The following is a 24,489-nucleotide window of genomic DNA, read 5'->3' as shown; positions in this document are numbered from 1 at the left end:
GGCCGGATCGCCAGCAGCTCGAAGCCCCATCGGCCACCGGCAGGCGCGGCGCGACGGAACTACGATTATCGCAATCTATCGAACGAACGTCATGGATTGAATTATTACAAAATTCAGGCGTTCCGACTGCCGGAAAGCCGAAAAAAACTCTGCAACGGCAACGACTTGAAGCTTAGCAAGACAACGCCGGCAGTGGTTCGGCGCTACAACGAAAACGGCCGGCGAAATGCCGGCCGCGGGATAACGTGGGAAGAATCAGTGGGCGACGCGGCTGGTGCCGTTGACGGTCAGGATGCGCACGCGCTCGCCGACGCGGAAGATCTGGCCCTGGTCGACCTGCTGGACATAGGCGCGGGTGCTGCCGTCGTCTTCGCGCACGGTGATCTCGACGCCCTGGGTGCGCGTCAGGCCTTCTTCGGTAGCCGCGCCCAGCAGGCCGCCAGCGACCGCGCCGATGATGGCCGCGACGTAGCTGCCCTTGCCGCCGCCCACCGCGCTGCCGGCGACACCGCCGACGCCGGCACCGGCGATGGAACCGATCGGGGTCTTGGTGCCTTCGATCTTGACCGGGCGCAAGGCCTGGATGGTGCCCATGCGTACAGTCTGCACGGTACGGGCTTCCTCACGGCTGTAGGTATCGCCGGTGAGGCTGGATTGGCAGCCGCCAAGAGCCAGGGCCATGGCGGTGAAGGAAGCAACGATCAAGGCAGACTTGCGCATAACGGCATCTCCGAAAGGGATAACTGACGAATATTAGACTCTCCCGCAGCCGCTCCTGTCACCTGGCCGGCGCGAGATAATCGAATCGATTCAGCAATGGTACAGGTTCGTTCAGTTTCGACCGAACCCTCCCGCTTTCATCGGCGGGACCGATCGGCTAGGGTGAGCGCCCGCAGAAGGAACAGCCATGGACTATTTCATCATCGTCGTCACCACCGCCGCCGGCCTGTATTTCCACTGGTGGATCTACTGGCGCATCCGCCGCTGGATGGACCGCGACCTGGCGCTGTCATTCGCCGGCGACGACCCGCAAAAGCGTGACTATCTGTTACAGCGACTGGCCGAGGCCAAGGCCAGCAAGGTGAAGCGGCGCGACCTGCCGGCCTGGCTGGAGCGCGCCGCCGCCGACTACCCTTCCCGCGAAGCCTGAGCCAGGCGCCAGAGCCGGGCGATCTGCTCGGCGCGCGCCTCCAGTTCCGCCGCCGCTCCGGCACAGGCCTGCTCCAGGCTGATCGGTCCCGGCGCCAGGCTGAACGCCGCATCGATGCCGGCGTCGTGCAGGCGCTGGTAGCCGTCGCCCAGGCTGCCGGCCAGGGCTACCACGGGAACGCCGGCCTGGCGCGCGATCCGCGCCACGCCCACCGGGGTCTTGCCGTGCAGGCTCTGCGCATCCAGACGGCCCTCGCCGGTCAGCACCAGGTCGGCACCGACCAGCGCATCGGCCAGCCCGGCCAGCTCCGCCACCAGTTCGATGCCTGGGCGGAAACGCGCGCGGAGGAATGCCCTCGCGGCGAAACCCAGGCCGCCGGCGGCGCCGACGCCCGGCACCCGGCTGAAGTCCTCGCCAAGGGTCGCCGCGACCACCTTGGCGAAGTGCGCCAGGGCGGCATCCAGTTGCGCCACCTGTTCGGCGCTGGCGCCCTTCTGCGGACCGAACACCGCCGACGCGCCGCGCGGCCCGCATAGCGGGTTGTCGACGTCTGCGGCGACTTCCACCGCGACATCCACCAGGCGCGGATCCAGCCCGCCCAGGTCGAGACTGTGCAGGCCAGCCAGCGCGGCGCCGCCGGGCGCCAGTTCCTCGCCGTCGGCAGCCAGGAAACGCACGCCGAGCGCGCCCAGCAGGCCGGCGCCGGCATCATTGGTAGCGCTGCCGCCGAGGCCGAGGATAATCTTCCGCGCCCCGGCGTCCAGCGCCGCACGGATCAGCTCGCCAGTGCCACGGCTGCTGCTGCGCGTGGCGTCGCGGCGGTCGCGCGGGACCAGGTGCAAGCCGCTGGCGGAAGCCATTTCGATCACTGCGGTGGCGTCGTCCAGCCAGCCCCAGTGCGCCAGGGTCGGCTCACCGAGCGGGCCTTCGACACGGCATTCGCGACGTTCGCCGGCGGTGGCGGCGAGTACCGCATCGACCGTGCCTTCGCCGCCGTCCGCCAGTGGCCGCAGCAACACCTCGGCCTGCGGGAAGACTCGCCGCCAGCCGCGGGCGATAGCCTCGGCGACGTCGGGCGCGGACAGGCTTTCCTTGAACGAATCAGGAGCAATCACGATTTTCATCAGTCACCTCGCAGGGCCGGGAGTCCCCGGCCCCGCTTCAATCAGAGCAGCACAAGGCTGAGCAGCCATACCGCGAGCATACCGGCGATACCCTGGACCAGGGTCGCCAGGGTCTGGGCGCGATAGGCAGTGGATACGGTCATGCGGCTGAACTGTGTGACCACCCAGAAGAAGCTGTCATTGGCGTGGGACACCGTCATCGCTCCGGCACCGATCGCCATGACCGTCAGCACCCGGCCCATCTCGCTGTCCAGGCCGAGCTGCGGCAGCAGCGGAGCGACCAGCGCCGAGGTGGTGACCAGCGCCACGGTGGTCGAGCCCTGTGCGGTCTTCAGCGCGGCCGCCACCACGAACGGCATGAACAGGCCGATGCCCAACGCTGACAGGGTGCTGCCCAGGTAGTCGCCGAGCGGAGTGATCTTCAGCATCGCACCGAAGGCGCCGCCGGCGCCGGTGATCAGCAGGATCGGCGCGGCCGACTGGATGCCTTCCACCACGCGCTCATGGAATTCCTCGCGCTTGCTCTGGCCCTTGAGCAGGGTGCAGGCCAGCGCCAGGCCGACCAGCAGGGCGATCACCGGTTGACCGAGGAAGTTCAGGCAGGCGAACAGTACGCCCTCGCCCAGCGGCTTGCTCGGGAATACCGCGACCGAGCCAAGGCAGATCAACAGGATCGGTACGAAGATCGGCGCGAACGCCTGGGTGGCGCTGGGCAGCTTGCCGTAGCGGGCACGCAGCTCGCTGAAGTCCTCTTCGGTCTGGACGACCTGGCCGTCGTCGACCAGGGGAATGTCCTTGCCGACGAAGCGATTGGCCCACCACATGCCGGCCATCGCGGTGACGAAGGCGACCACCAGGCCGACCACGATCACCAGGCCAAGGCTGGCGTCCAGGCCGAGGTTGCCGGCCGCGGCGATCGGTCCCGGGGTCGGCGGCACGAAGGTGTGGGTGGCGTAGAGACCGGTGGCCAGGGCCACGCTCATGGCGATGGTGGATATCTTCATCCGCGCCGCCAGGGCGTTCTTCAGCGAGTTGAGGATGACGAAGCCGGAATCGCAGAACACCGGGATCGACACCAGGTAGCCGATGATCGACATGGTCAGGGTCGGGAAGCGTTCGCCGAGCAGGCGGATCACGCTTTCCGCCATGGTGATCGCCGCACCGCTGCGCTCGAGGATCACCCCGATGATGGTGCCGAGCACGATGACGATGCCGATGTAGCCGAGGATGCTGCCGAAGCCGCCGGTAACGGTCTTGACGATTTCCGCCGTGGGTACCTGGTAGGCGAAGCCGGCGATCAGCGCGGCCGCCAGCAGGGCGAGGAACGGGTGCAGCTTGAGTCGCGTGGTGGACAGGACGATAAAGGCGATCAACGCCAGCAGGATCAGGACCAGGGTCATGAGCCGCCTCCTTGTTGTTATGGGTGTGGGATGGGCGCCCAGGGGCGGGTCATTTTCGCTCCGTCGGGACCGGACACGCCTTGTGCAACGGCCAGAGGAAGACGGCGCTGGAAGGGGAACATTTTGTGCGACTGCACAGTGAATCGATTGATCGCCCGTTACCCGCGGCGCGGAACGAGCAATTGCAGCCCCAGCAACAATTGCTGGCGGTGCTCCAGGCGAGCGAGATCGAGCCCGCTGATCGAAGCGATGCGCTCCAGTCGGTAGCGCAGGCTGTTGCGATGGATTCCCAGCGCCTGGGCACAGGCCTGGGCGTGCCCGTCATGGGCGCACCAGGACTCCAGGGTAGCGGCCAGCGAACCTTGCGGATCGTGGTCGAGCAACCGCTGCAAGGGCGCCAGCAGCTGCCGCACCTGCCAACTGTCGCGCTGGCTGAACAGCAGGCTGGCGAGGCGGTGTCCGTCCAGGATCACGACCCGCCGACCGGGCAACCGGCTGCGCGCATAGTCCAGCAGGTCGCGCGCGGCGCAGGCCGAGGCGCGCAGCTCGGCCAGGTCATGCGCCGGGTCGCCGGCACACAGGCGCGCCACGCCCCAGCCGCGCGCGTCGGCGCGCTCCAGCCAGTGCTCGAGCGTATCTGCGTGGGCTACCGGCCGGCACCAGAACACCAGGCGCTCGCCCAGCGCCGCGCTCCAGTGCTCCGCCCGGCCGCCGAGTGCCGCCAGCAGGCGAGCCTGGCAAGGCAGCGGATCGGCATGCTCGGGCAACTCCAGGAAGACCGCCTGGCGCGGCCAGTGCATGGCCAGCCCCAGGTGTTCGGCATCGGCCGCCAGCGCCCCGAGGCCGTGGCCGGGATCGAGCAACTGGCGCAGCCAGGCTTCGTGACGCTGGCGTTGCCAGTGTCGCTCGTCCTGCATCTGGCGCTGTTCCATGAGCATTTCCGCTGCCATCCGCACCAGCTCGGCATAGGGCCGGACCACCTCCGGCGCGCCGGTGATGCCGAGCACGCCGACCAGCCGCTCGGCGTGCAGCAACGGCAGGTTCACCCCTGGCCGCACCCCGCGCAGGCAGGCGGCGGCCTGCTCGTCGATTTCCACCACCCGCCGGTTGGCCAGCACCAGTTGCGCCCCTTCGTGGCGGGTATGCAGGCGCGATGGATCGCCGCTGCCGATGATCATGCCCTGGGCATCCATCACATTGATGTTGTGCGGCAGGATCGCCATCGCCCGATCGACGATGTGCTGCGCCAGCGTCGAATCCAGTTCGAACATGGAGGATTCAGGGCGCCAGGCGTTCGCGCCGCCAGCCGCCGTCCTGGCGTCGATAGTCGAGACGGTCGTGCAGGCGGCTCGGCCGCCCCTGCCAGAACTCGATGCGCTGCGGCAGGAGACGGTAGCCGCCCCAGTGCTCGGGACAGCTCGGCGGCTGGTCGGCGAAACGCCGCTCGGTGTCCGCGAGCAGCCGTTCCAGCTCGGCGCGATCGGCGATGACCCGGCTCTGCGGCGAGGCCCAGGCGCCCAGGCGACTGCCCAGCGGACGCACCTGGTAGTAGGCGTCGGATTCCTCGGGAGTGACCTTCTCGACGCTGCCTTCGATGCGCACCTGGCGCTCCAACGCCGGCCAGAAGAAGGTCATGGCCGCCCGCGGATTGGCCGCCAGTTGCCGGCCCTTGGCGCTTTCGTAGTTGGTGAAGAAGGTGAAGCCGCGCTCGTCGAGGCCCTTGAGCAGGAGGATACGGCAATGCGGATAGCCGTCGGCGTCGACGGTGGCCAGGGTCATGGCGTTGGGTTCGACCGGCAGGCGCTCGGTCTTCACCGCGTCGTCGAACCACTGGCGGAACAGGCTGAAGGGATCGCTAGGGGCGTTGGCCTCGCTGAGGCCATCGCGGGTGTACTCGCGGCGCATATCGGCCAGGGACTGGGTCATGGCGCATCTCCAGGGGGAAATGCGCCATAGCTTAACCGCAGACTCCGCCTCGCGCTTGATCCGGGACAATGGCGCCAAGCGCCCTGCCCCGGTTCGGCTCAGTTGCCCTGGGCCAGGGACAGCAGGCTGGCGCGCTGGGTATAGAGCACTTCGACGCGACGGTTCTGGGCGCGGCCGGCGGCGCTGGCGTTGTCCGCGCGCGGCATGTCGGAACCGACCCCCTTCAGGCGCAATTGGTCGCCTTTCAGGCCGCTGAGGCGGAAGATCGCCGCCACCGACTGGGCACGCTCGAAGCTCAGCTTGTCGTTGACCGCCTTGCTGCCGGTGCTGTCGGTATGGCCGAGTACCAGGATACCGCTCTGCGGATCGGCCTGGGCCATCTTGGCGACCTTGCCCAGCGGGTTGAGGGTGATCGGCATCAGCATGGTGTGGCGCTTGGGATTGAACGAGTAGTCGGCGGGGGCGATGACGATCAATGCGTTGTCGCGGCGTTCGAGGGTGAACTCGCTACCGGCGATCGCTTCGCGCAGGGCTTTCTCATGGGCATCCAGCCACTCCTTGGTGACCTTCTGCTGGACCAGTGCCGGCTTGCCCGACGCCTTGCTCGCCGAGCTGGCGCCGAACGGCCACCACCAGGGGTTGGCGGCCTTCGGCTCGGCTGCGGCGGCGACTTCTTTCTTCGCCGCGGCGATCTCGGCCTTCTGCTCCGCTGCCTTGGCGGCTACGTCCCGACCGCCTTCGTCCTTGCCGAACGGCCACCACCAGTGGCTGGAGCCGACATGCTCGGCTTCGGCCTTCTGTTCCGTGGCCTGCTTGGCGACGGTCTGTCCGTCGTCCTTGCCGAACGGCCACCATGAATGGCTGGAAGCCTGCTCGGCCGGAGCCTTGGCTGGCTGCGAGGAAGCGTCCTGGGTCTGGAAATAGCTGCAGCCGGAGGCGGTCATGCAGAGAAGAAGCGTCGAGGTCTTAAGCAGTTTCATACGTCGGGGTCCGTTGGAAGTGAAAGAAGGCGAGCCCGATGGAACATTCGGCTCAACCGCCGGTCACATCGCAGCGATGCCGGAGTCGATCCACTGCCCCGGCAACGCCCTATCTCATACGACGCTTTAGATTGTGTCGCTAAGCCATTATTTGGCAATGAAATTTAGCGTCGAGCCGACAAGCGGTTAAAAGTTAACCAACGGATTACAGACACTCCCCCGCGACACGCGCCAGCTGCTGCGCCCGCGGATCCATCAGCACATACGGCCCCAAGGCGTTGCTGACAAAGGAAAAAGCCAGGTCGCGCTCGGGATCGGCGAAGCCGATCGAGCCACCCGCCCCAGGGTGGCCGAAGGCCTTGGGGCCGAGTCCGTAGGTCGCATTGGCCACGCCCGGTTGGTCGAGCATGGTGCCGAGGCCAAAGCGGGTCCGGGTCAGCAAGGTCCGATCCTCGCCTACCGCGTGTTCGTGGGCCAACTGGCCCAGCAGTTCATCTTCCAGCAAACGTCCCTGCAACAGGCCGCTATAGAAGCCGGCGAGCGCGCGCGCGTTGCCATGGCCATTGGCGGCCGGCTGCTGCATGCGTCGCCATTCCGGCTTGTTGGTGCTGGTGAGGATCGACGGCGGATTGGTGAAGGCACGGGTGGTCAGCGCCAATGGCTCGCTCATCATGGTCTTCAGCATACGCTGGGCGGCAGCGTCGCCGAGGCTGCCCTTGCTCCGTGCCATGTGGGCGACGCGGCCGAACTGGCTGTCGTCCAGGCCGACATGGAAATCCAGGCCCAGCGGTGCCGCGGTGCGCGCCACGATGGCCTCGCCCGGCTCGCGGCCGTCGACCCGGCGGATCACCTCGCCGAGCAGCCAGCCATAGGTAATCGGTGCATAGCCGTGCGCTTCGCCAGGCGTCCACCAGGGCTCCTCGGCGGCCAGTGCCGTGGTCATCGCCTGCCAGTCGTAGAGTGCCTCGGGCGGCATCTGCTCGCGCAGCGCCGGCAGGCCGGCGCGATGGCAGAGCAACTGGCGCACGCTGATCGCTGCCTTGCCGGCCGCGGCGAACTCGGGCCAGTAGTGTGCCACCGGCGCGTCCAGTTCGAGCTTGCCCTCGGCCACCAGTTGCAGCACGGCAACGGCGGTGAAGGTCTTGGTGCAGGAGAACAGATTGAGGATGGTGTCGCGCTGCCAGGGCTGCTCGCCGTCCTTGTCCGCGACGCCGCCCCAGAGGTCGACCACCGTCTCGCCACCGACCTCCAGGCACAACGCCGCGCCGCGCTCCTGCGGATTGTCGAAAAGCCGGGCGAAGGCCTCGGCAAGCGGGGCGAAACGGCTGTCACAGTGGCCTTGGGGCGTCATGGGCAAGTTCCGGTGGGAAAGTGGTCGGGGCATTCTTCCAGCCCTCGGCGGCCTTGTGAACCCTGACATAAGAGGGGTTCGCCGCAAGCGGGCGGCGGTGAATGCGCGCTCATGAACCGGCTGAATCCTCGCGCGGCGGCAGAGGCTCGACGGCAGGCATGGACCTGGCCATCGCCGACAGTCGCGACAGGGCGGCAAGGTTGCTTCGGCGCACCGTGTCGACGAAGCCGGCGAACGGCAAGCCCGTGATCCCGACCAGGCCTATATGGCCGTTCTCGCCGTCCAGCAGACGCCCGCTGGCCGGTTGGTCGAGGTACTGGAACCAGTGGGCGCCGACGATATACGGACTCTTCAGCGCCGCCTCCAGGAACGTTCGGTAGGAGTCGCCGCGCGCCCGCTCATTGGCCGCCTCGCTGACACCACCCCAGAACGGACCGCGATCCCGCGAGCCGAAGTGGAACTCGCTGATCAGCACCGGCTTGTCCAGCCGCGCCAGCAGGGAGTCGTCCAGGCCCTGCCCGGGCAACGGCGTATAGAGGTTGAAACTGAGGAGGTCGCAATACCGGGCGCAGGAGGTGATCGCCTCGGGAGTGCTGACGGCGAAGCGGCCGCCGAGCAGGAGGTGGTTCGGTGCGTGCCATTGCAGGGCGTCGCGCAGGGTCTTGAAGTAAGCGTCGGCATACAGCCGGAGGAAGGCGCTGTAGTCCTCGGCGATGGCCGGATGCCCCTCGCCCGGCAGCGGAGCCGCGTAGCCCGGCGCCTCCAGGGCCTCCCAGGCGGCCAGCTCGATGCCCCAGGCCTCGGCCAATGCCTCATGGCCCAGGTACTTGGCTTTCAATTGCTTGACGAAGGCGCGCTTCGCCGGACTGTCCATGGACAGCGTCAAGGCTCCGAAAGCGAGGCCGTAGCGCGCCTGGGCCGAGCCGTCGCGCCCGGCCCAGGCCAGTTCGTTGTCGGCGTAGTAGCCGAGCAGCCAGGGATCGTCGCGGTGGTCGCGAGCAGCGATGGCGATGACGCGCTCGGCGGCCATGGCGAAGCGCGGGTCGAAGGGATCGGGCATGGCTCCCCACCAGTCGAAACCGCTGCTGACCGTGGCGTAGTCGCCGGCGATCGACAGCGGCAGGCTGTAGGGCATCCGCGTCTGTGCGGCGAGCGCCGGATCGCTCCAGTTGCCGAGGCTGTTGAAACCCCATGCCGAGAGGCGCTCCAGGGTGCGCTGGCGCCATTCGCCGGCGAGCTGGTCGGCACTCGCCTGGGGAGCGATGCGCTGGCGATTGGCACCGAGGAAATCGAACCAGCGACCATGCCCGAAGCGCCGCCCGGCCTGCGCGGCGACGCCGCGGCGGTCGTCGCCCTCACCGAAGAATGCGGCCAGCGGCTCACCCTCCGCCGGCAGTTCGGCGAACATCGGCTCGCGTCCTTCGACGTAGGTCCGGCTGCCGTCGGCGGTCACCGCATTAACGCCCAGCGACCAGAACGGATGTCCTTCCGGAGTAACCAGCCACCAGCGCCCGCCACGTTTTTCCGTGCGGAAGAAACCGCTGGCTTCGAACACCGGCCCACCCAGCAGGCCGCCGAAACGGTCGCGCGCCGGTGTCTGCCGCTCCCAGTCGCGGAGCTGTGCGGCCTCGGCCGCATAGGCGCTGCGCAACTGCTCGTCGGAACGAATCTTTTCCGGCCAGTCGGCGCGGCTGTACTGGCCATAGCGATCGATCAGGCCGGTCAGGATGCTCCGCTCCACCGCCCTCCCTGCGCGTATGCCGAAACGTCCGAGCAGGATGCTCTGGGGAGCTTGCGGCGAGCGCAGGGACAGGCTCAGCGCCCCGACCCTGGCGCGGTCCAGCGAGCCCTCCACGCGTGGCGCCAGCAGCATCCGCTGGCCTTCGACCATCTGCGGCATCGGCGGCCCCGCACGCATGCCCAGAGCCTCTGGCGAAACCGCCCGCAACGGCACCAGCAGGGTCTGCGGCGGGCCTGCCGGAAGCTCTATGGATGCCTGCAACCCCGGCGCGCCCTGCTCGCCCTCGATCGCGACCTCCAGGGTCATGTCCCAGCTCATGGCGTTCTGGATGCGCAGGCTCACGTAGTCCGCTGCGGACCAGTCCCAACGGCCCTGCGCCGGACTCATGCGCAAGGTGGGCCGTTGCGCCGGGCTGAAGGTGACGCGACGGAGAATGTCGCCCTCCGGGGTGGCCTCCGCCGTCGCGCTGGGCAGGTCGGCATCCTCAAGGGTGATGCCGACCACGGCCATTGGCTTGACGAAGTTGAACAGCACCTGCTGGGTGTCGCTCGCCGCCAGCGGCGTGGCCACCGCGAGCAGGCCGAGAAGCAGGGGAAGATGCCAACGCGAACGGATCATGAAGCCTGTTTTCCTTAACTCCATCCCGGCCTGGGCAAATGCCGGGAATTCCTGATGCGGCTCGGACGTGAAGGCTGGCGCCCTCCCGCGCAGGCCAGCGCGTCAGGCGATTTCCCGGCGGAACGGCGGCAATGCATTGAGGATAGCCTTGCCGTAGCGCTGGGTGACCACGCGGCGGTCCAGCAGGGTGATGGTGCCGCGGTCCTGCTCGGTGCGCAGCAGCCGCCCGCAGGCCTGGACCAACCGCAGCGAGGCGTCTGGCACGGCGATCTCCATGAACGGATTGCCGCCGCGCGCCTCGATCCACTCGGCCAGCGCCGCCTCCACCGGGTCGTCGGGTACCGCGAAGGGAATCTTGGCGATCACCACGTGTTCGCAATAGGCCCCCGGCAGGTCCACGCCTTCGGCGAAACTGGCGAGGCCGAAGAGCACGCTGTCCTCGCCGTCGTCGACTCGCGACTTGTGCTTGTTCAGGGTTTCCTGCTTGGACAGGTTGCCCTGGATGAACACCCGCTTGCGCCAGTCGCGGTCGAGACCGTCGAAGACTTCCTGCATCTGCTTGCGCGAGGAGAACAGCACCAGGCTGCCGCGCGCGCCCTTCACCAGTTCCGGCAGCTCGCGAATGATCGCCGCGGTGTGCTCGGCGGCGTTGCGCGGATCCGCCTTGAGGTCGGGGACCCGCAATACCCCGGCCTCGGCATGGTGGAAGGGGCTCGGCACCACCGCGGTGACCGCGTTGCGCGGCAGGCCCGCGCGCATGCGGTAGCGGTCGAAGGTGCCCAACGCGGTCAGGGTCGCCGAGGTCACCAGCACGCCATAGGCGACGTTCCACAGGTTGCGGCGCAGGGTCTCGGCGGCGAGGATCGGGCTGGCGTTGGCTTCGATGTCGTAGAAGCTGCCGCTCTCGGCGAGGGTCAGCCAGCGCGCCATCGGCGGGCTGTCCTGCGGGTCCTCGCAGGTGAAGGCGGTCCACAGTTCCCAGTTGCCCTGGGCGCGCGCCAAAAGACTACCGAACAGCGGGTACCACTCCTCCGCCTGGTGGCTGGCGATGCCGCCGGCGCCTTCGCCGTCCATCGCCTCCTTGAGGATATCGGTGAGGCGGGTGAACAGGTCGGTCAGCTTGGAGAAGCCTTTCTTCAGCTCGATGCCCATCTCGCGGATATGCTCGGGGACCACCCCGCCGACGAAACGGTGACGCGGCCGCTCGCGACCTTCCATGTCCTCGCCGGCGCGGAAATCGCCGATCTCTTCGCAGGCGGTGAACATGAACTGCTGCTGGGTCTTGATCTCCCGGGCCAGCTCCGGCACCTGTTCGATCAGGCGGCCGAGGTCGCCCGGCAGCGGGTGCTGGGCGAGCAGCTTGGTGAGGTTCTTGGCGATCTGCTCCAGCCAGTCGGCGGTAGCGCGCAGGCGGGTGAAATGGGCGAAATGGCCAATCGCCTTGTCCGGCAGGTGATGGCCCTCGTCGAACACGTAGAGGGTCTCGCGCGGATCGGGCAGGATGGCGCCGCCGCCCAGGGCCAGGTCAGCCAGGACCAGGTCGTGGTTGGTGACGATCACGTCGACCTTGGTCATCCCTTCGCGCGCCTTGTAGAAGGCGCACTGCTGGAAGTTCGGGCAATGTCGGTTGGTGCACTGGCTGTGATCGGTGGTGAGCTGCGCCCAATGCGCGTCGTCGATCGCCTCCGGCCAGCTGTCGCGGTCGCCGTCCCAGCGGTTGCCGGCCAGGCGTTCGATCATCTGGTTGAACAGCTTGCTGCTGGTCTCGTCGACATCGATGTTGAAACCGTCGTCGGCGAACAGTTGCGCCGTCGCGCTCTGCGCCTGGCCTTCCTGCAGCAGCACGTCGAGCTTGGACAGGCACAGGTAGCGCCCGCGGCCCTTGGCCAGGGCGAAGCTGAAGGCCAGCCCGCTGTTGCGCAGCAGGTCGGGAAGATCCTTGTGGACGATCTGCTCCTGCAGGGCGACGGTCGCGGTGGCTATCACCAGGCGCTTGCCACTGGCCTTGGCGCAGGCGATCGCCGCCAGGCTGTAGGCCACGGTCTTGCCGGTACCGGTTCCGGCCTCCACCGCGACCACCGCCGGCTCGCCCTCGCGGTGCCCCTCCTCGTCCTCCTTGATCGCGCCGAGGGCCTTGGCCACTTCGGCGATCATCAGGCGCTGGCCATAGCGAGGCTTCAGCTCCTTGGCTTCGAGAAAGCGGGTGTAGGCACCCTGGATCTGGGACTTGAGTTCGGCGCTGAGCATGGAATTCCTGGGCCCGGCGCGCAGCGGAAGACGAATCCGCCGGCGCGCCATAGCTGGATAAATTTTCAGTGGTTCGACAGGGCGGCTATGATAACGCGCTTCGTCACAACCGCCAGCGGAGATCGCCGAATGACCCCCTACGCCCTCGTCTACGCCCTGCATGTCCTGGCCGCCCTGGTCTGGGTCGGAGGCATGTTCTTCGCCTGGACGATTCTTCGTCCGGCGGCCGTCGCCGCGCTGGAGGCCCCAGCCCGCCTGGGCCTGTGGCTGGAGGTGTTCCGCCGTTTCTTCCATTGGGTCTGGGCTGCGGTGATCCTGCTGCCGATCAGCGGCGTCGGCATGCTGCACCTGAGCTTCAACGGTTTCGCCGGCGCGCCGCGCTACGTACAGGTAATGATGGGGCTCTACGTCGCCATGCTGGCACTGTTCCTGCGGGTGCAGGCGCTGCAAGTGCCGGAACTGCGCCGCGCGGTGCAGGCCCAGGACTGGCCGGCAGGCGGGCAGGCGCTGGGGAAGATCCGCCGCACCGTCGGCTTCAACCTGCTCCTCGGCCTGTTGCTGATAGCCCTGGTAGCGGCACGCCCGAGCCTCTGAACCGGCGAGGCGCCGGAAGCCGTGCTGCCGGCCTCTCCTCAGAAGCGCACGACGTCCAGGCTGCCGTCGCTGCCGTTGGTGCCGTTCGCGCCGTCCTCTCCGCTGCGCCCCGCACGACCGGCATCCACCGAGTAGATCCAGCAACCGGTGGCGTTATCCGCCGCACCCGGTTTGCCGGCCTTGCCTCCAGCGCCGCCGACGCCGCCTTGCAGACGGGTTTGCAAGCGCTCCAGAGGAAAATCGCCCGGCACTTCCAGACGAATCCGACCGCCCGCCCCGCCCGGACCGCCGTCGCTTCCGGATTGGCCGTCGCCACCTTTCAGCGCGCTGCCCCAGAGGCAGCCGGAGGCCTTGCCGGAAGCCCCGTCCAGGCCATCGTAGCCTGGAGCGCCGACGCCACCGCGGGCGTCCAGCAGCAGGCTTTCCACCTCCACCGCCTGCAGGCGCAAGGTCAGGTCGCGGCCGTTACCGGCGCTTTGCCGGAAGGTGCCGGTCGCGCCGGGCGCGGAAATGATGCTGCCATCGGCCAGGCGGCCGCTGACGACTTCGATGCTGATTCGCTCCTCGCCTGGCGCCACGCCGATCCGGGCGTTCTTCGCCATGTGCAGTTCCTCGATGCGCAGGACGCTGACCTCCAGCGGAATCAGCAGGGCGGCATCCTCGCCGATCTCCACTCTGCGCAGGCGCAGCTCCTGGGCCCGCTTGGGCAGGCGCATCACCGAGTTCGCCTGCACCTTCACGGTTCCGCCGATACCCTGCTGGCGTGCCGGCGGCGCCTCGGCCGAAAACACGGCGCCAGCCCAGGCCAGGGGAACGACCAGGAACAATCCGAGCATGGCCTTACGCATGATCGTCCTCCTTGTCCTGCGGTAACTCGCTGGCCGGGCTCAACGCCGGCAACGCAAGCATGTGGAAGACCCCGAACAGCAAGACCTGGAGACGATCCAGCCAGGGATGCGCGCGCGCTTTCAGGCGTCCTCCGAGGACGAGAATCTCGATCAGGTGGATCAACAGGATCAGGCCGCCGGCTATCGACAACAGCCAGTTCAGCGGATAGGCGAACGGATGCAGCAGATTGACCAGCACCGCGCCCCAGAACACCAGGGTCACGAGCTTGCCCAGCCCGAGAAACGCTTTCATGGAACTCCCCCCAAGACATCGTGTGCGGGGGAACATACTCGCCAGCCCGCCGCGGCGCCAGCCATGAACGAAAACGGGGGCTTCGACGCCCCCGTTCTGCTCCGCGCCGCCTGCGTCATTCGCGCTTGATGAGGATTTCCACCCGGCGATTCTCGGCCCGCCCTTCGCGAGTCTTGTTGTCGGCGACCGGCTGGCTTTCGCCCAATCCCTGCACGCCGACGATGATGCTCGAAGGCACCCCGGCATCAATCAGATAGTTCGCAACGGCATTCGCGCGCCGTTCCGACAGCTTCTGGTTGTAGGCATCGGAACCGACGCTGTCGGTATGCCCGGTGATACTCAGGCGCGTACTGGCCGCCTCGCCTTTCAGGCGTTCGGCGATGCCGTTGAGCTTCTCGCTGTCGGCGGCGTCCACCTTCGACGAATCGAAGGCGAAGTGCAGGTCGCGCACGACAATGGTTTCTTCCTTGACGACGGGAGGCGGCGGCGCGACTTCCTCGACCGGCTGCGGAGGCGGCGGCGCGACCTGTTCGCCGGCACCGTGCACCCAGCAATAGGCGGCACCGACGCCACCGCCGATCAGGGCGCCCCAGCCGGCCCAGCTGCTGCTTTCGATCGCGCCCAGGCCGGCGCCGGTAACACCACCGACCGCCGCACAGGTCGGCCAGTCGCTTTTCTGCAACCCTGCGCAACCGGTCAGCAAGCCGCTGACCAGAATCAGGGGTAAAGCGGTCCTCGTGATGCTCATTGGAACTCTCCTCGTGGATCGGTTGTAACCGACAAATAGGGAGTAAAGACCCCAGCCGAAAAAAGCGCCAGCACTAGGCCATGCAGGCGCTTCAGGCTAGTCTTGGCGAATCCCAGGAGAGTGTTTTCCCATGAGCGAACCGATTTCTCCCCGCACCCCGCAGCAGGCCCTGGCCGCGTTGCTCGCCCGCTACGCGCCGAAGCGCTTGCTGCTGGTCGGCGCCAGCCGGCTGCCGGCGGTGGAGGCCTTCATCCACAACCATCCCCAGTGCCAACTGGCGCACAGCCCGGCGGCGGCATTGCCCGCCGAACTGGCCGGCCAGCGCTTCGACCTGGCGCTGTTCGTCGATTGCCTGGAACACCTGCCGCAGCGCACCGGTCTGCAGTTGCTCGCGGGCGTGCGCAACCTGAACGCCAGCCGGGTCGCCGTACTGGTCGACCTCGAGGCCAGCGACTGGCAGGAAACCGACTTCTTCGCCCTCGCCATGCAGAACAGCGAACGCTTCCAGCGCGAAGGCCAGACGCTGACCCTGTACACCTACGACCTGTACGAATACAAGCAGGTCCCCGATTGGCTGAACGCCAAGTTCTGGGCCAACCCGGAAAACTTCGGCAAGTACTGGTGGTAACCATGACCCAACCCTCTTGCCCCTGCGGCAGCGGCGACCCGCTCGACGATTGCTGCGGCCGCTATCACCAGGGACATCCCGCGCCTACCGCGGAAGCCCTGATGCGCTCGCGCTACAGCGCCTACGCCCTCGGACTGGTGGACTACCTGCGCGACACCACGCTGCCGGCGCAACAGGCCGGCCTCGATCTCGACGGCATCCGCGCCTGGAGCCACGGCAGCACCTGGCTCGGTCTGGAGGTGGAAAACCACGAGGTGCTCGGCGGCCAGCCGGAGCATGCGCGAGTCACCTTCGTCGCGCGCTGGCACGACGCCGACGGGGAACATGCCCATCGCGAATGTTCCGGCTTCGTCCAGCGCAACGGTCGCTGGTACTTCCTCGATCCGACCGTGGCCCTGAAACTCGGCCGCAACGATCCCTGCCCCTGCGGCGCCGGCGGCAAGCTGAAGAAATGCTGCGGTCCGTGGATCACCTGATGCATTCGCTCGCCAGCTATATCCGCGCCATCCATGCCCTGCCCTCGCCGGTCTCGATAAGCGATGCGCAGGTCGAAGAGCAACAGCGCTGCGAGGACGGCGTCGAGATCCACAGCTGCGAAGCGCTCTACCGTTTCGACAACGGCGTGCGCCTGCGCCAGCACTGCGAGCGCGACCTCCTGCCGAGCAGCGGGGCCTGCGAGGAATGCTGGATCGGCTACGAAGTGCTGGATTCCGCCGGGCAGGAAATCAGCCCACGCTACAAGCACTTCGTCAACGCCTGCCAGGAACGCTTCTGGTTGCGCATGCACGCCTGAGATGCTGCGCCAGGCTGCGCGGTTTGGGCGTTGACGAGCGCTCGGGTAGAATGCGCAGCCTTTTCATCCGGGCCCCATCCCCATGCTGCTGACCGTGCTCTACATCATCGCCATCACCGCCGAAGCCATGACCGGTGCGCTGTCGGCCGGCCGGCGCAGCATGGACCTGTTCGGCGTGGTGCTGATCGCCTGCGTCACCGCCCTGGGCGGCGGCTCGGTACGCGACATGCTGCTGGGCCATTACCCGCTGACCTGGGTCCGTCACCCGGAATACCTGGCGCTGACCGCAGTCGCCGCGCTGGTGACAGTGTTCATCGCGCCGCTGATGCGCCACCTGCGCTCGCTGTTCCTGGTACTCGACGCGGTTGGCCTGGTGGCCTTCACCCTGATCGGCTGCCAGGTCAGCCTGGAAATGGGCCACAGCCTGCTGATCGCGGCGATCAGCGGGGTGATCACCGGGGTGTTCGGCGGCATTCTCCGCGACATCCTGTGCAACGACGTACCCTTGATATTCCGCCGCGAACTCTATGCCAGCGTGTCCTTCGCCAGCGCCTGGTGCTACCTGATCTGCGTGGAGCTGGAACTGCCTTCCGAGCAGGCGATGCTGATCACCCTGTTCAGCGGCTTCCTGTTCCGCCTGCTGGCCATCCGCTTCCACTGGGAAATGCCCAAGTTCGTCTACCAGGACGATTTCGACCACTGAAGCAAGCGCCTGCCCCCTGGCCGACGCGTTCCTCCAACCCCTCGCCTGTCCCCGATGCCACGGCCTCGCGACGCGGTTATCCGCCCCACGCCCTGGCTTGTCGCAGGCCGCTGCCCGCCTCAGTCCTGCAGGCGCAGGTGGCTGGTGTCCGGAGCCGGAGCCGCTGGCTCGGAGCGTGCCTGGCCCATGTCGCTACCGACCGGGGCGACGCTGAAGCGGCTCAGGTCGAGTTTCGGCGCCTCGGCTTCGGCCTTGGCGTCCTGTAGGTCGGCGCCTACCGGAGCCAGGCCGAAATCCGGCGCATCGACCTCGGCGAACGCCGCCATGTAGCCGTCCCGCGGCGCTACCTGCAAGCGTCCGGCGGGCGCGCTGGTACCAGTAGCGGCGCGGGTCTGCGGGGCCTCCACGGGAGTCGTCTGCGCAGGCGGCGGCGCCATGACCACCTCCTCGACCTCCATCTCGGCGACCACGGCGATCGCTCCCGCTCGCTCCAGCACGCTGCGGTATTTTTCCGCGGAGGCGGCATCGAGGTTGTTCTTGATCACCACCCGGCGGCCGGAGAACAGCAGTTCGATACGCTGCGCGTCGGCCTGGAACAGCTTGGCCAGGTTGGCCTTGACCACCTCGGGACGGGCGCCGGCGACCAACTGGCCGGAAAAGGCGATTTCAAAGCGGCTCATTGGCATCTCTCCGAGTGAAGGGCCGCTCGGCATGGCGGCCCTGGCGTTTCGTCGAGCGATTGTACCCATCGACAGCCACGCGTGGAGTGACTGGGTCCGGCAAATCGGCCGGCGGGTCCGTTCAGGTTAGCCGAGCCGGTCACGCCAGCCGACGGGAAGACTTGCACGGGCGTACGCGCTTCTCCATGCTCCCCCGACTGCGCTATGGGAAACATATGGACACAGGCCTGTACCTGAAACATCTTTCCTCTATACAACAATAAGTTGCAGCACAATCACTGCTTGTTAAACTGGGGCGTCTCGGGGGGAATAGCATGAATTACCAGGCGCAAATGATAAGAATTATCAGCCTAATAATGGCGTGGGGAGTTCTCTCCCATCTCTCGGGCTGCAGCTGGATGACCGGCAGCTTCGAAGACCCCGACGTCAAGCTGCTGAAGGTGGAAGTGGTCAAGGCACGCTTGCTGGAACAGGAGTTCGTGATGCGCTTCCGCATCGACAACCCCAACGATTTCAGCCTGCCGGTACGCGGCCTGCAGTACGCCGTGCAACTGAACGACATCCAGCTCGCAGAAGGCGAGTCCGGCCAGTGGTTCACGGTTCCCGCCCACGGCCACGAGGTATTCGACGTACCGGTGCGAACCAATCTCTGGCGCCACATGAAATACATCGTCAAGCTCCTCGAGCGTCCCGAGGAGCCGATCCGCTACCGCCTGCAGGGCGAAGTGAAGACCGGACTGATGTTCGGCCGCAGCGTGCACCTGAGACGAAATGGCGAGATAATTCCCGGCGATTTCATCCCAGAATAGGTCCACCATGAGTCAGGAACCCCACGTACACGGCCCGAACTGCAACCACGACCACGATCATCATCACGATCATGGCCATGGTCATGTCCATGGTCCGCACTGCAACCACAGCCACGAGCCGGTGCGCAATCCGCTCAAGGCCGTAGGCCGCAACGATCCCTGCCCCTGCGGCAGCGAGAAGAAATTCAAGAAGTGCCACGGCGCCTGACCCTTCGCACGCGCCGGCATCCGAAGGCCCGCTGAGCAGCGGGCCTTTTCGTTGGCGCGCCACCAGCCCCGCCGGGGCGTCATGCGCGACAGCGGTTTGCATCGAACCTAGGTTCCTGGCGTAGAGTCTTCCGTTCGTAGCCCATCGACGAGCCGGAGACGCACCGATGATCGACCTGTACTACTGGACCACCCCGAACGGCCACAAGATTACTCTTTTCCTGGAAGAAACCGGCCTGCCCTACGCCATCCATCCGATCAACATCAGCCAGGGCGACCAGTTCCAGGCGGATTTCCTGAAGGTGTCGCCGAACAACAAGATTCCCGCCATCGTCGATCGCCAACCGGCCGACGGCGGCGCTCCCCTGTCGCTGTTCGAGTCCGGCGCCATCCTGCTCTATCTCGCGGAAAAGACCGGACGCTTCCTCGCCAAGGACCTGCGCGCGCGCCAGGAAACCCTGCAGTGGCTGTTCTGGCAGATGGGCGGGCTGGGGCCGATGGCAGGGCAGAACCACCATTTCAACCGCTTCGCCCCGGAGAAGATTCCCTACGCCATCGACCGGTACGTCAAGGAAACCGCGCGCCTGTACGGCGTTCTCGACCAGCGCCTGGCGGACCGCGCCTTCGTCGCCGGCGACGACTACAGCATCGCCGACATGGCCATCTATCCGTGGATCGTCCCGCACCAGTGGCAGGAGCAGGATCTCGCCGACTTCCCACACCTGCAGCGCTGGTTCGAGAGCATTCGCCAGCGTCCGGCGACGCAACGCGCCTATGCTTTGGTGGAGCGCATCAATCCGCCGCAGTAGCGGGTCCCGAGCCGGCCTGCGGACGTCCTCGCGGACGATCGCAGGCGGAGCTTGCGCAGCCCTGCGCTCCTCACTAACGTAGCGCCTCTCGACGCGACCACTCCCGCAGGAGCCCCCACCCCATGGCCTCGCCAGCCTTCATGCGTTTTCTTCCCCGTTGCGGCGCCGCCGCGGCCTTCGGCACCCTCCTGGGCCTGGCCGGTTGCCAGTCCTGGCTCGACGATCGCTACGCCGACAGCCTGCCGCCGACCTCCGGCGTGCAACCGATCAAGGGCCTGGCGCAAAACGTATCGATCCGGCGCAACGCGCTGGGCATGCCACTGATCGAAACCGGCACCTTCCATGACGCGTTGTTCGCCCTGGGCTACGTACACGCCTCCGACCGCCTGAGCCAGATGGTCAGCCTGCGCCTGCTGGCCCAGGGACGGCTGGCCGAGATGGTCGGCCCCGGCGCGCTGGAGATCGACCGTTTCATGCGTACCGTGAACCTGCGCCAGGCCGCGGAGATCCAGTACAGGAACGCCTCGCCGCGCCTGCAACGCTTCTTCGAGGTCTACGCGCGCGGGGTCAACGCCTACCTGTATCGCTATCGCGACAAGCTGCCGATGGACCTGGCCCAGTCCGGCTACCGTCCGGAATACTGGAAGCCCGAGGACTCGGCCCTGGTCTTCGCCCTGCTCAACTTCGGCCTGGCGGTGAACCTGCAGGAAGAAATCGCCTCGCTGACGCTCGCGCAGAAGGTCGGCAGCGACAAGCTGGCCTGGCTGACGCCGACCTACCCCGACGAAAACCTGCCGTTCGACGAGGCGGAAAAGCTCAAGGGCCTGCGCCTGGACGGGCAGGTTCCCGGCCTCGCGGGCGTCGAGGGCGCGGCGCGGCAGGTCGCAGCGCTGAGCATGCTCGGGGTCGCCGCCTCGAACAACTGGGCTATCGCGCCGCAACGCAGCCGCAGCGGCAAGAGCCTGATGGCCAACGACACCCACCTGCCGCTGAGCATGCCGTCGGTGTGGAACTACGTGCAGATCCGCTCGCCCAAGTACCAGGCCGCGGGCGTTTCCATCGCCGGTCTGCCGGGCGTGGTGGCGGGCTTCAACGGCAAGCTGGCCTGGGGCATGACCATGGTCCTGGGCGACAACCAGGATCTCTACCTGGAACAGTTGCGACGCCAGGGCAACCGGCTCTATTACCTGGCCGACGGCAAGTGGCAGCCAACCCGCGAACGCCAGGAAACCTTCTTCATCAAGGGCCAGCGGCCGATCCGCGAGGTCATCCACGAAACCCGCCATGGCCCGCTGCTCAACAGCGCCCTGGGCGAGCGCAAGAACATCCTCCAGCCGCTGCCGCTGAAGAGCGGCTACGGACTGGCCTACCGGAGCATCCAGCAGGAAGCCGACAAGACCCTGGACGGCTTCTTCGACCTGTCGCGGGCCAAGACCATCGAGCAGGCCTTCGACGCCACCCGCGAGATTCGCGCGATGCCGCTGAACATCGTGTTCGCCGACGAAAAGCACATCGGCTGGCAGGTCACCGGACGCTATCCGAACCGCAAGGAGGGTCGCGGCCTGCTGCCCTCCCCTGGCTGGGACGGCCGCTACGACTGGGATGGCTATGCCGACCCGATCCTCCACCCCTCCGACCAGGACCCGCAGCAGGGCTGGCTGGGTACCGCCAACCACCGCACCGTGCAGCCCGGCTACGGCGCCCAGTTGTCCAATTCCTGGTACTACCCGGAGCGCGCCGAGCGCATCGCCCAGCTCGCCGGTGCCAGCAAGAGCCACGACACCCAGAGCATGATCCGCATGCAGTACGACCAGACCTCGCTGTTCGTCGCCAAGCTGCAAGCCATGTTCGACAATCCCGGCATGGCGGCGCCGCTGCGCCAGGCCATCGACGCCTTGCCGGAGGCGCAACGCAGCCGGGCGCGGGAGGCCTACGACCGGCTGATGGCGTTCGACGGCAAGCTGACAGCCAGCTCCAGCGACGCCGCGCTGTACGGCGCCTTCCTCCACGAGAGCGCCAGGCAGATATTCCTCGACGAGCTAGGACCGGAGGACGGCCCTGCCTGGAAAGCCTTCGTCGAGACCGCCAACCTCTCCTACTCGGCGCAAGCCGACCACCTGCTCGGGCGCGACGACAGTCCGTTCTGGGACGATACCCGCACTCCGCAGAAGGAGGACAAGCCGGCAATCCTCGCGCGCAGCCTCGCCGCCGCCGTGGAGTTCTGCGAACAGCGACTGGGGAGCGAGCGCAAGGCCTGGCAATGGGGCAAGCTGCACACCTACGAATGGCGGAGCGACAGCTCGAAAATGGCCCCCTACCTGGGCGCCGGCGAGCGCGCCGGACTCGGCGCGATCAAGGGCTATCTCGATCGCGGGCCCTATCCGGCCGGCGGCGACCACACCACGCTGGACGTATCGGCCTACGGCTGGGGCCAGGACTTCGACACTTGGCTGATCCCGGCGATGCGGCTGATCGTCGACTTCGGCCAGAGCGAACCGATGATCGGCGTGAACAGCAGCGGCCAATCCGGCAATCCGGCCAGCCCGCACTACGCCGACGGTATCGACGCCTGGCTCAAGGGGCGCTACGTCAGCTTCCCGTTCCAGCCACAGAACCTCGATCGCGTTTACGGCAACAAGCGGCTGACGCTCACTCCCGCTCGCTGAACGGACGGCGCGGAACTTTCCTCCGCGCCGTGGCTCTGAACAGCCGACTTACTCCATGATCATCTTCAGGGCGTCCTTCCGGACGCCCTTCTTTTATCCCCCTCCCGGAAAGCCTCCGTTTTCTCGAAAGCCCGGGCACGGGATCGAACCGATCTCACTCCTCTCCGGCCTCTTCCACGGGCGCCACCAGCGCCCGGTCCAGCCAGTCCGTCGGCAGGCTCTTGCTGGCGCGGGCACCGAGCAGCTTGAGTTGCTCGCTGCGACTGATCAGGTTGCCACGTCCCTCGGTGAGCTTGTTGCGCGCCGCGGCATAGGCCTTGTCCAGTTGCTGCAGGCGCGAACCGACCTCATCGAGGTCCTGGACGAAGAGCACGAACTTGTCATACAGCGAACCGGCACGTTCGGCGATTTCCCGCGCATTCTGGTTCTGCCGCTCCTGGCGCCAGAGGCTGTCGATTACCCGCAGGGTGGCCAGCAGGGTGGTCGGGCTGACGATCACGATATTCTGCGCGAAGGCGTCCTGGAACAGGTTCGGCTCGGCCTGCAGGGCCGTCGAAAAAGCCGCCTCGATCGGCATGAACAGCAGGACGAAGTCGAGGCTGTGCAACCCTTCCAGGCGTCGATAGTCCTTGCCGGAGAGGCCTTTCACATGGTTGCGCAACGACGTTACGTGCTGCTTCAGCGCCTGCTGGCGCAGCAGATCGTCGTCAGCGGCGATGTACTGCTGGTAGGCCGTGAGACTGACCTTGGCATCCACCACCACCTGCTTGTCGCCGGGCAGGCGGATCAGCACGTCCGGCTGGAAGCGTTCGCCCTCGGCGCCCTTCAGGCTGACCTGGGTCTCGTATTCCCGGCCTTTTTCCAGGCCCGCATGCTCGAGCACCCGCTCCAGCACCAGTTCGCCCCAGTTGCCCTGGGTCTTCTGGCCCTTGAGCGCGCGGGTCAGGTTGGTCGCTTCCTCGCCCAGGCGCAGGTTGAGCTGCTGCAGACGCTCCAGTTCCTTGCTCAGGGAGAAACGCTCGCGCGCTTCCTGCTGGTAGCTTTCCTCCACCCGCTTCTCGAACGCCTGGATGCGCTCCTTCAGTGGATCGAGCATCTGCCCCAGGCGCTGCTGGCTGGTCTCGGCGAAACGCTGTTCGCGCTCGTCGAAGATCTTTCCCGCCAGTTCGGCGAACTGTGCCCGCAACTCGTCGCGGGCCGACTGCAGGTCGGTCAGGCGCTGCTGGTGGCTTTCCTGCTGCTCGCGAAGTTCCGCAGCCAGCGCAGCCCGTTCGGAAGCCAGGCGACGCACTTCCTCTTCCCGGCCCTGGCGCTCGCTGGCCCAACGTGCCTCCGCCTGGGACGCCCGTTGCCGCTCCTCCCCCATCAACTCGGCTTCCCGACGCAGCGCGGCGACCTCGCCGGAGAGCCTGGCATGGCGCTCGCCGAGTTGCTGGTAAGCCTCCCTACTGGTCTCCAACTGCGCATTCAGCCCGTCCTGGGCCAGTTGCGCGGTCGCCAGTCGCTCGCCGAGCAAGGCTATCTCGCGCTCCGCCAGGCTGGCCCTTCTCTGTAGCTGCCATGCCAGGCCGGCCAGGGGAATCGCGGCAGCCAGCAGGCCAAGCAACAGGTTCGGTAGATCGACGGGCATGGGGCACTCCAGCGGAAAACGACGCAACACCCGCCTGGCAGGCGCGCGTGCAGCGGATTCTAGGTTCTTGGGAAAAGACCGTCGAGCGAATAGCGCCGCGCCGAACGAGCACTCCGCTTCCGAGCTGTGCGTACCCCATGCGCAGGACATTTCAGATACTTCCATAACGGAAACCATCGCCCTGCGCCCTTCGCCGCCGGGACATTTCTGCTTCCACGGCATTTTTGTCGCGGCTACAGGGCTTGCCTTGGAGCGTGCGATGTGCTGTCGAGCAAGCGCTTGGGAAATCCACAGATCCTGTGGATAACCCAGTGGAAAAGCCCCTAAAAAACTGCCGAACCCCCGATGGAGTGGGGCTATGGGACAGATTGACGATTTTTTCACCAACTATTTTTATCGTTATTTTTCAATAAGTTACGTTTCAAACATGAAAAATCAAGCGTTTAGAGCCTAACGCTCTCAACCCTTGACAAGCTGCTTTCCATTTGTGCACAAATTTTCGCCGAAGCCTCTTGCCGCCCCATTGCAGGGCAATGCCGTTCGAA

Annotated in this window: 24 protein-coding genes; 10 read left to right on the top strand and 14 right to left on the bottom strand. The window is 66.7% G+C overall.

Annotated features, from left to right (window positions below; genetic code table 11):
• Window positions 1-255: 255 nt before the first annotated feature.
• The gene (locus FHW81_RS13825) at window positions 256-720 is read right to left on the bottom strand and encodes a glycine zipper 2TM domain-containing protein (RefSeq protein WP_003082056.1); all 465 of its coding nucleotides are present in this window, start codon (window positions 718-720) and stop codon (window positions 256-258) included.
• Between the two features lie 187 nt (window positions 721-907).
• On the opposite strand from FHW81_RS13825, the gene FHW81_RS13820 reads away from it, so the two are divergent.
• A complete protein-coding gene (locus FHW81_RS13820; protein ID WP_003082053.1) occupies window positions 908-1,150 on the top strand; it encodes a hypothetical protein in 243 nt (80 codons plus the stop codon).
• Here FHW81_RS13820 and FHW81_RS13815 read toward each other — a convergent pair.
• From FHW81_RS13815 to dinG, 8 genes are all read right to left on the bottom strand, one after another.
• Entirely contained in the window at window positions 1,129-2,274 is a 1,146-nt protein-coding gene (locus tag FHW81_RS13815) for a glycerate kinase (protein WP_003082051.1), read from the bottom strand. The genes FHW81_RS13820 and FHW81_RS13815 overlap by 22 nt on opposite strands.
• A 41-nt stretch (window positions 2,275-2,315) precedes the next feature.
• Entirely contained in the window at window positions 2,316-3,674 is a 1,359-nt protein-coding gene (locus FHW81_RS13810) for a GntP family permease (protein ID WP_003086363.1), read from the bottom strand.
• A gap of 158 nt (window positions 3,675-3,832) precedes the next feature.
• Window positions 3,833-4,945, bottom strand: a complete 1,113-nt coding sequence (locus FHW81_RS13805; protein ID WP_014603183.1) for a CdaR family transcriptional regulator — start codon at window positions 4,943-4,945, stop codon at window positions 3,833-3,835.
• 7 nt (window positions 4,946-4,952) lie between these two features.
• A complete protein-coding gene (pdxH, locus tag FHW81_RS13800) occupies window positions 4,953-5,600 on the bottom strand; it encodes a pyridoxamine 5'-phosphate oxidase (protein ID WP_003158199.1) in 648 nt (215 codons plus the stop codon).
• A 98-nt stretch (window positions 5,601-5,698) separates the two neighbouring features.
• Window positions 5,699-6,580 carry an OmpA family protein gene (locus tag FHW81_RS13795; protein WP_003082037.1) on the bottom strand — a complete coding sequence of 294 codons (882 nt, stop codon included), beginning with the start codon at window positions 6,578-6,580 and terminating at the stop codon, window positions 5,699-5,701.
• 205 nt (window positions 6,581-6,785) lie between these two features.
• Window positions 6,786-7,931, bottom strand: a complete 1,146-nt coding sequence (locus FHW81_RS13790; RefSeq protein ID WP_003112520.1) for an EstA family serine hydrolase — start codon at window positions 7,929-7,931, stop codon at window positions 6,786-6,788.
• Window positions 7,932-8,040: 109 nt separating this feature from the next.
• Window positions 8,041-10,314, bottom strand: coding sequence for a beta-agarase (locus FHW81_RS13785; RefSeq protein ID WP_073670246.1), 2,274 nt, complete (start codon window positions 10,312-10,314; stop codon window positions 8,041-8,043).
• Between the two features lie 78 nt (window positions 10,315-10,392).
• Window positions 10,393-12,537, bottom strand: coding sequence for an ATP-dependent DNA helicase DinG (dinG, locus tag FHW81_RS13780; RefSeq protein ID WP_003086351.1), 2,145 nt, complete (start codon window positions 12,535-12,537; stop codon window positions 10,393-10,395).
• 129 nt (window positions 12,538-12,666) lie between these two features.
• Here dinG and FHW81_RS13775 point away from each other — a divergent pair, with 129 nt between their 5' ends.
• Window positions 12,667-13,131: a CopD family protein gene (locus FHW81_RS13775; protein ID WP_003082024.1), complete on the top strand. Its 465-nt coding sequence runs from the start codon at window positions 12,667-12,669 to the stop codon at window positions 13,129-13,131.
• A gap of 38 nt (window positions 13,132-13,169) precedes the next feature.
• On the opposite strand, the gene FHW81_RS13770 is transcribed toward FHW81_RS13775, so the two are convergent.
• From FHW81_RS13770 to FHW81_RS13760, 3 genes are all read right to left on the bottom strand, one after another.
• A complete protein-coding gene (locus FHW81_RS13770; protein ID WP_003112523.1) occupies window positions 13,170-13,979 on the bottom strand; it encodes a hypothetical protein in 810 nt (269 codons plus the stop codon).
• Window positions 13,972-14,271, bottom strand: a complete 300-nt coding sequence (locus FHW81_RS13765; protein WP_003082018.1) for a DUF1145 domain-containing protein — start codon at window positions 14,269-14,271, stop codon at window positions 13,972-13,974. The genes FHW81_RS13770 and FHW81_RS13765 overlap by 8 nt, the downstream gene beginning before the upstream one ends.
• Before the next feature lie 115 nt (window positions 14,272-14,386).
• Entirely contained in the window at window positions 14,387-15,019 is a 633-nt protein-coding gene (locus tag FHW81_RS13760; RefSeq protein WP_003082015.1) for an OmpA family protein, read from the bottom strand.
• A 130-nt stretch (window positions 15,020-15,149) separates the two neighbouring features.
• Here FHW81_RS13760 and FHW81_RS13755 point away from each other — a divergent pair, with 130 nt between their 5' ends.
• The 4 genes from FHW81_RS13755 (at window position 15,150) to FHW81_RS13740 (ending at window position 17,143) form a co-directional block, all read left to right on the top strand.
• On the top strand, window positions 15,150-15,647 hold the full coding sequence (locus tag FHW81_RS13755; RefSeq protein WP_003086343.1) for a DUF6231 family protein: 498 nt from the start codon (window positions 15,150-15,152) through the stop codon (window positions 15,645-15,647).
• 2 nt (window positions 15,648-15,649) lie between these two features.
• On the top strand, window positions 15,650-16,123 hold the full coding sequence (locus tag FHW81_RS13750; protein WP_003082003.1) for a YchJ family protein: 474 nt from the start codon (window positions 15,650-15,652) through the stop codon (window positions 16,121-16,123).
• Window positions 16,123-16,440 (top strand): hypothetical protein, encoded by a 318-nt coding sequence (locus FHW81_RS13745; protein ID WP_003082000.1) that lies wholly within the window; start codon window positions 16,123-16,125, stop codon window positions 16,438-16,440. The genes FHW81_RS13750 and FHW81_RS13745 overlap by 1 nt, the downstream gene beginning before the upstream one ends.
• Before the next feature lie 82 nt (window positions 16,441-16,522).
• Window positions 16,523-17,143 (top strand): trimeric intracellular cation channel family protein, encoded by a 621-nt coding sequence (locus tag FHW81_RS13740; RefSeq protein ID WP_003081997.1) that lies wholly within the window; start codon window positions 16,523-16,525, stop codon window positions 17,141-17,143.
• A 119-nt stretch (window positions 17,144-17,262) separates the two neighbouring features.
• Here FHW81_RS13740 and FHW81_RS13735 read toward each other — a convergent pair whose 3' ends face one another.
• On the bottom strand, window positions 17,263-17,823 hold the full coding sequence (locus FHW81_RS13735) for a hypothetical protein (protein WP_003081987.1): 561 nt from the start codon (window positions 17,821-17,823) through the stop codon (window positions 17,263-17,265).
• Between the two features lie 314 nt (window positions 17,824-18,137).
• Between FHW81_RS13735 and FHW81_RS13730 the strand changes: the two genes are divergently transcribed.
• From FHW81_RS13730 to quiP, 4 genes are all read left to right on the top strand, one after another.
• Window positions 18,138-18,632 (top strand): LEA type 2 family protein, encoded by a 495-nt coding sequence (locus FHW81_RS13730; RefSeq protein WP_003081986.1) that lies wholly within the window; start codon window positions 18,138-18,140, stop codon window positions 18,630-18,632.
• Window positions 18,633-18,639: 7 nt separating this feature from the next.
• Complete coding sequence (locus FHW81_RS13725) at window positions 18,640-18,840, top strand: SEC-C metal-binding domain-containing protein (protein WP_003081984.1); 201 nt, start codon at window positions 18,640-18,642, stop codon at window positions 18,838-18,840.
• A 166-nt stretch (window positions 18,841-19,006) separates the two neighbouring features.
• Window positions 19,007-19,648 carry a glutathione binding-like protein gene (locus tag FHW81_RS13720; RefSeq protein ID WP_003081964.1) on the top strand — a complete coding sequence of 214 codons (642 nt, stop codon included), beginning with the start codon at window positions 19,007-19,009 and terminating at the stop codon, window positions 19,646-19,648.
• 122 nt (window positions 19,649-19,770) lie between these two features.
• Window positions 19,771-22,314 (top strand): acyl-homoserine-lactone acylase QuiP, encoded by a 2,544-nt coding sequence (quiP, locus tag FHW81_RS13715; protein ID WP_003140632.1) that lies wholly within the window; start codon window positions 19,771-19,773, stop codon window positions 22,312-22,314.
• A 154-nt stretch (window positions 22,315-22,468) separates the two neighbouring features.
• Here the strand turns inward: quiP and rmuC are convergent, their stop codons facing one another.
• Entirely contained in the window at window positions 22,469-23,830 is a 1,362-nt protein-coding gene (gene rmuC / locus FHW81_RS13710; RefSeq protein WP_003081943.1) for a DNA recombination protein RmuC, read from the bottom strand.
• Between the last annotated feature and the right edge of the window lie 659 nt (window positions 23,831-24,489).

The organism is Pseudomonas sp. RC10-4-2, assembly GCF_050433085.1.
Lineage (GTDB): Bacteria > Pseudomonadota > Gammaproteobacteria > Pseudomonadales > Pseudomonadaceae > Pseudomonas > Pseudomonas aeruginosa.
This window is presented reverse-complemented; position numbering and strand designations above follow the sequence as displayed.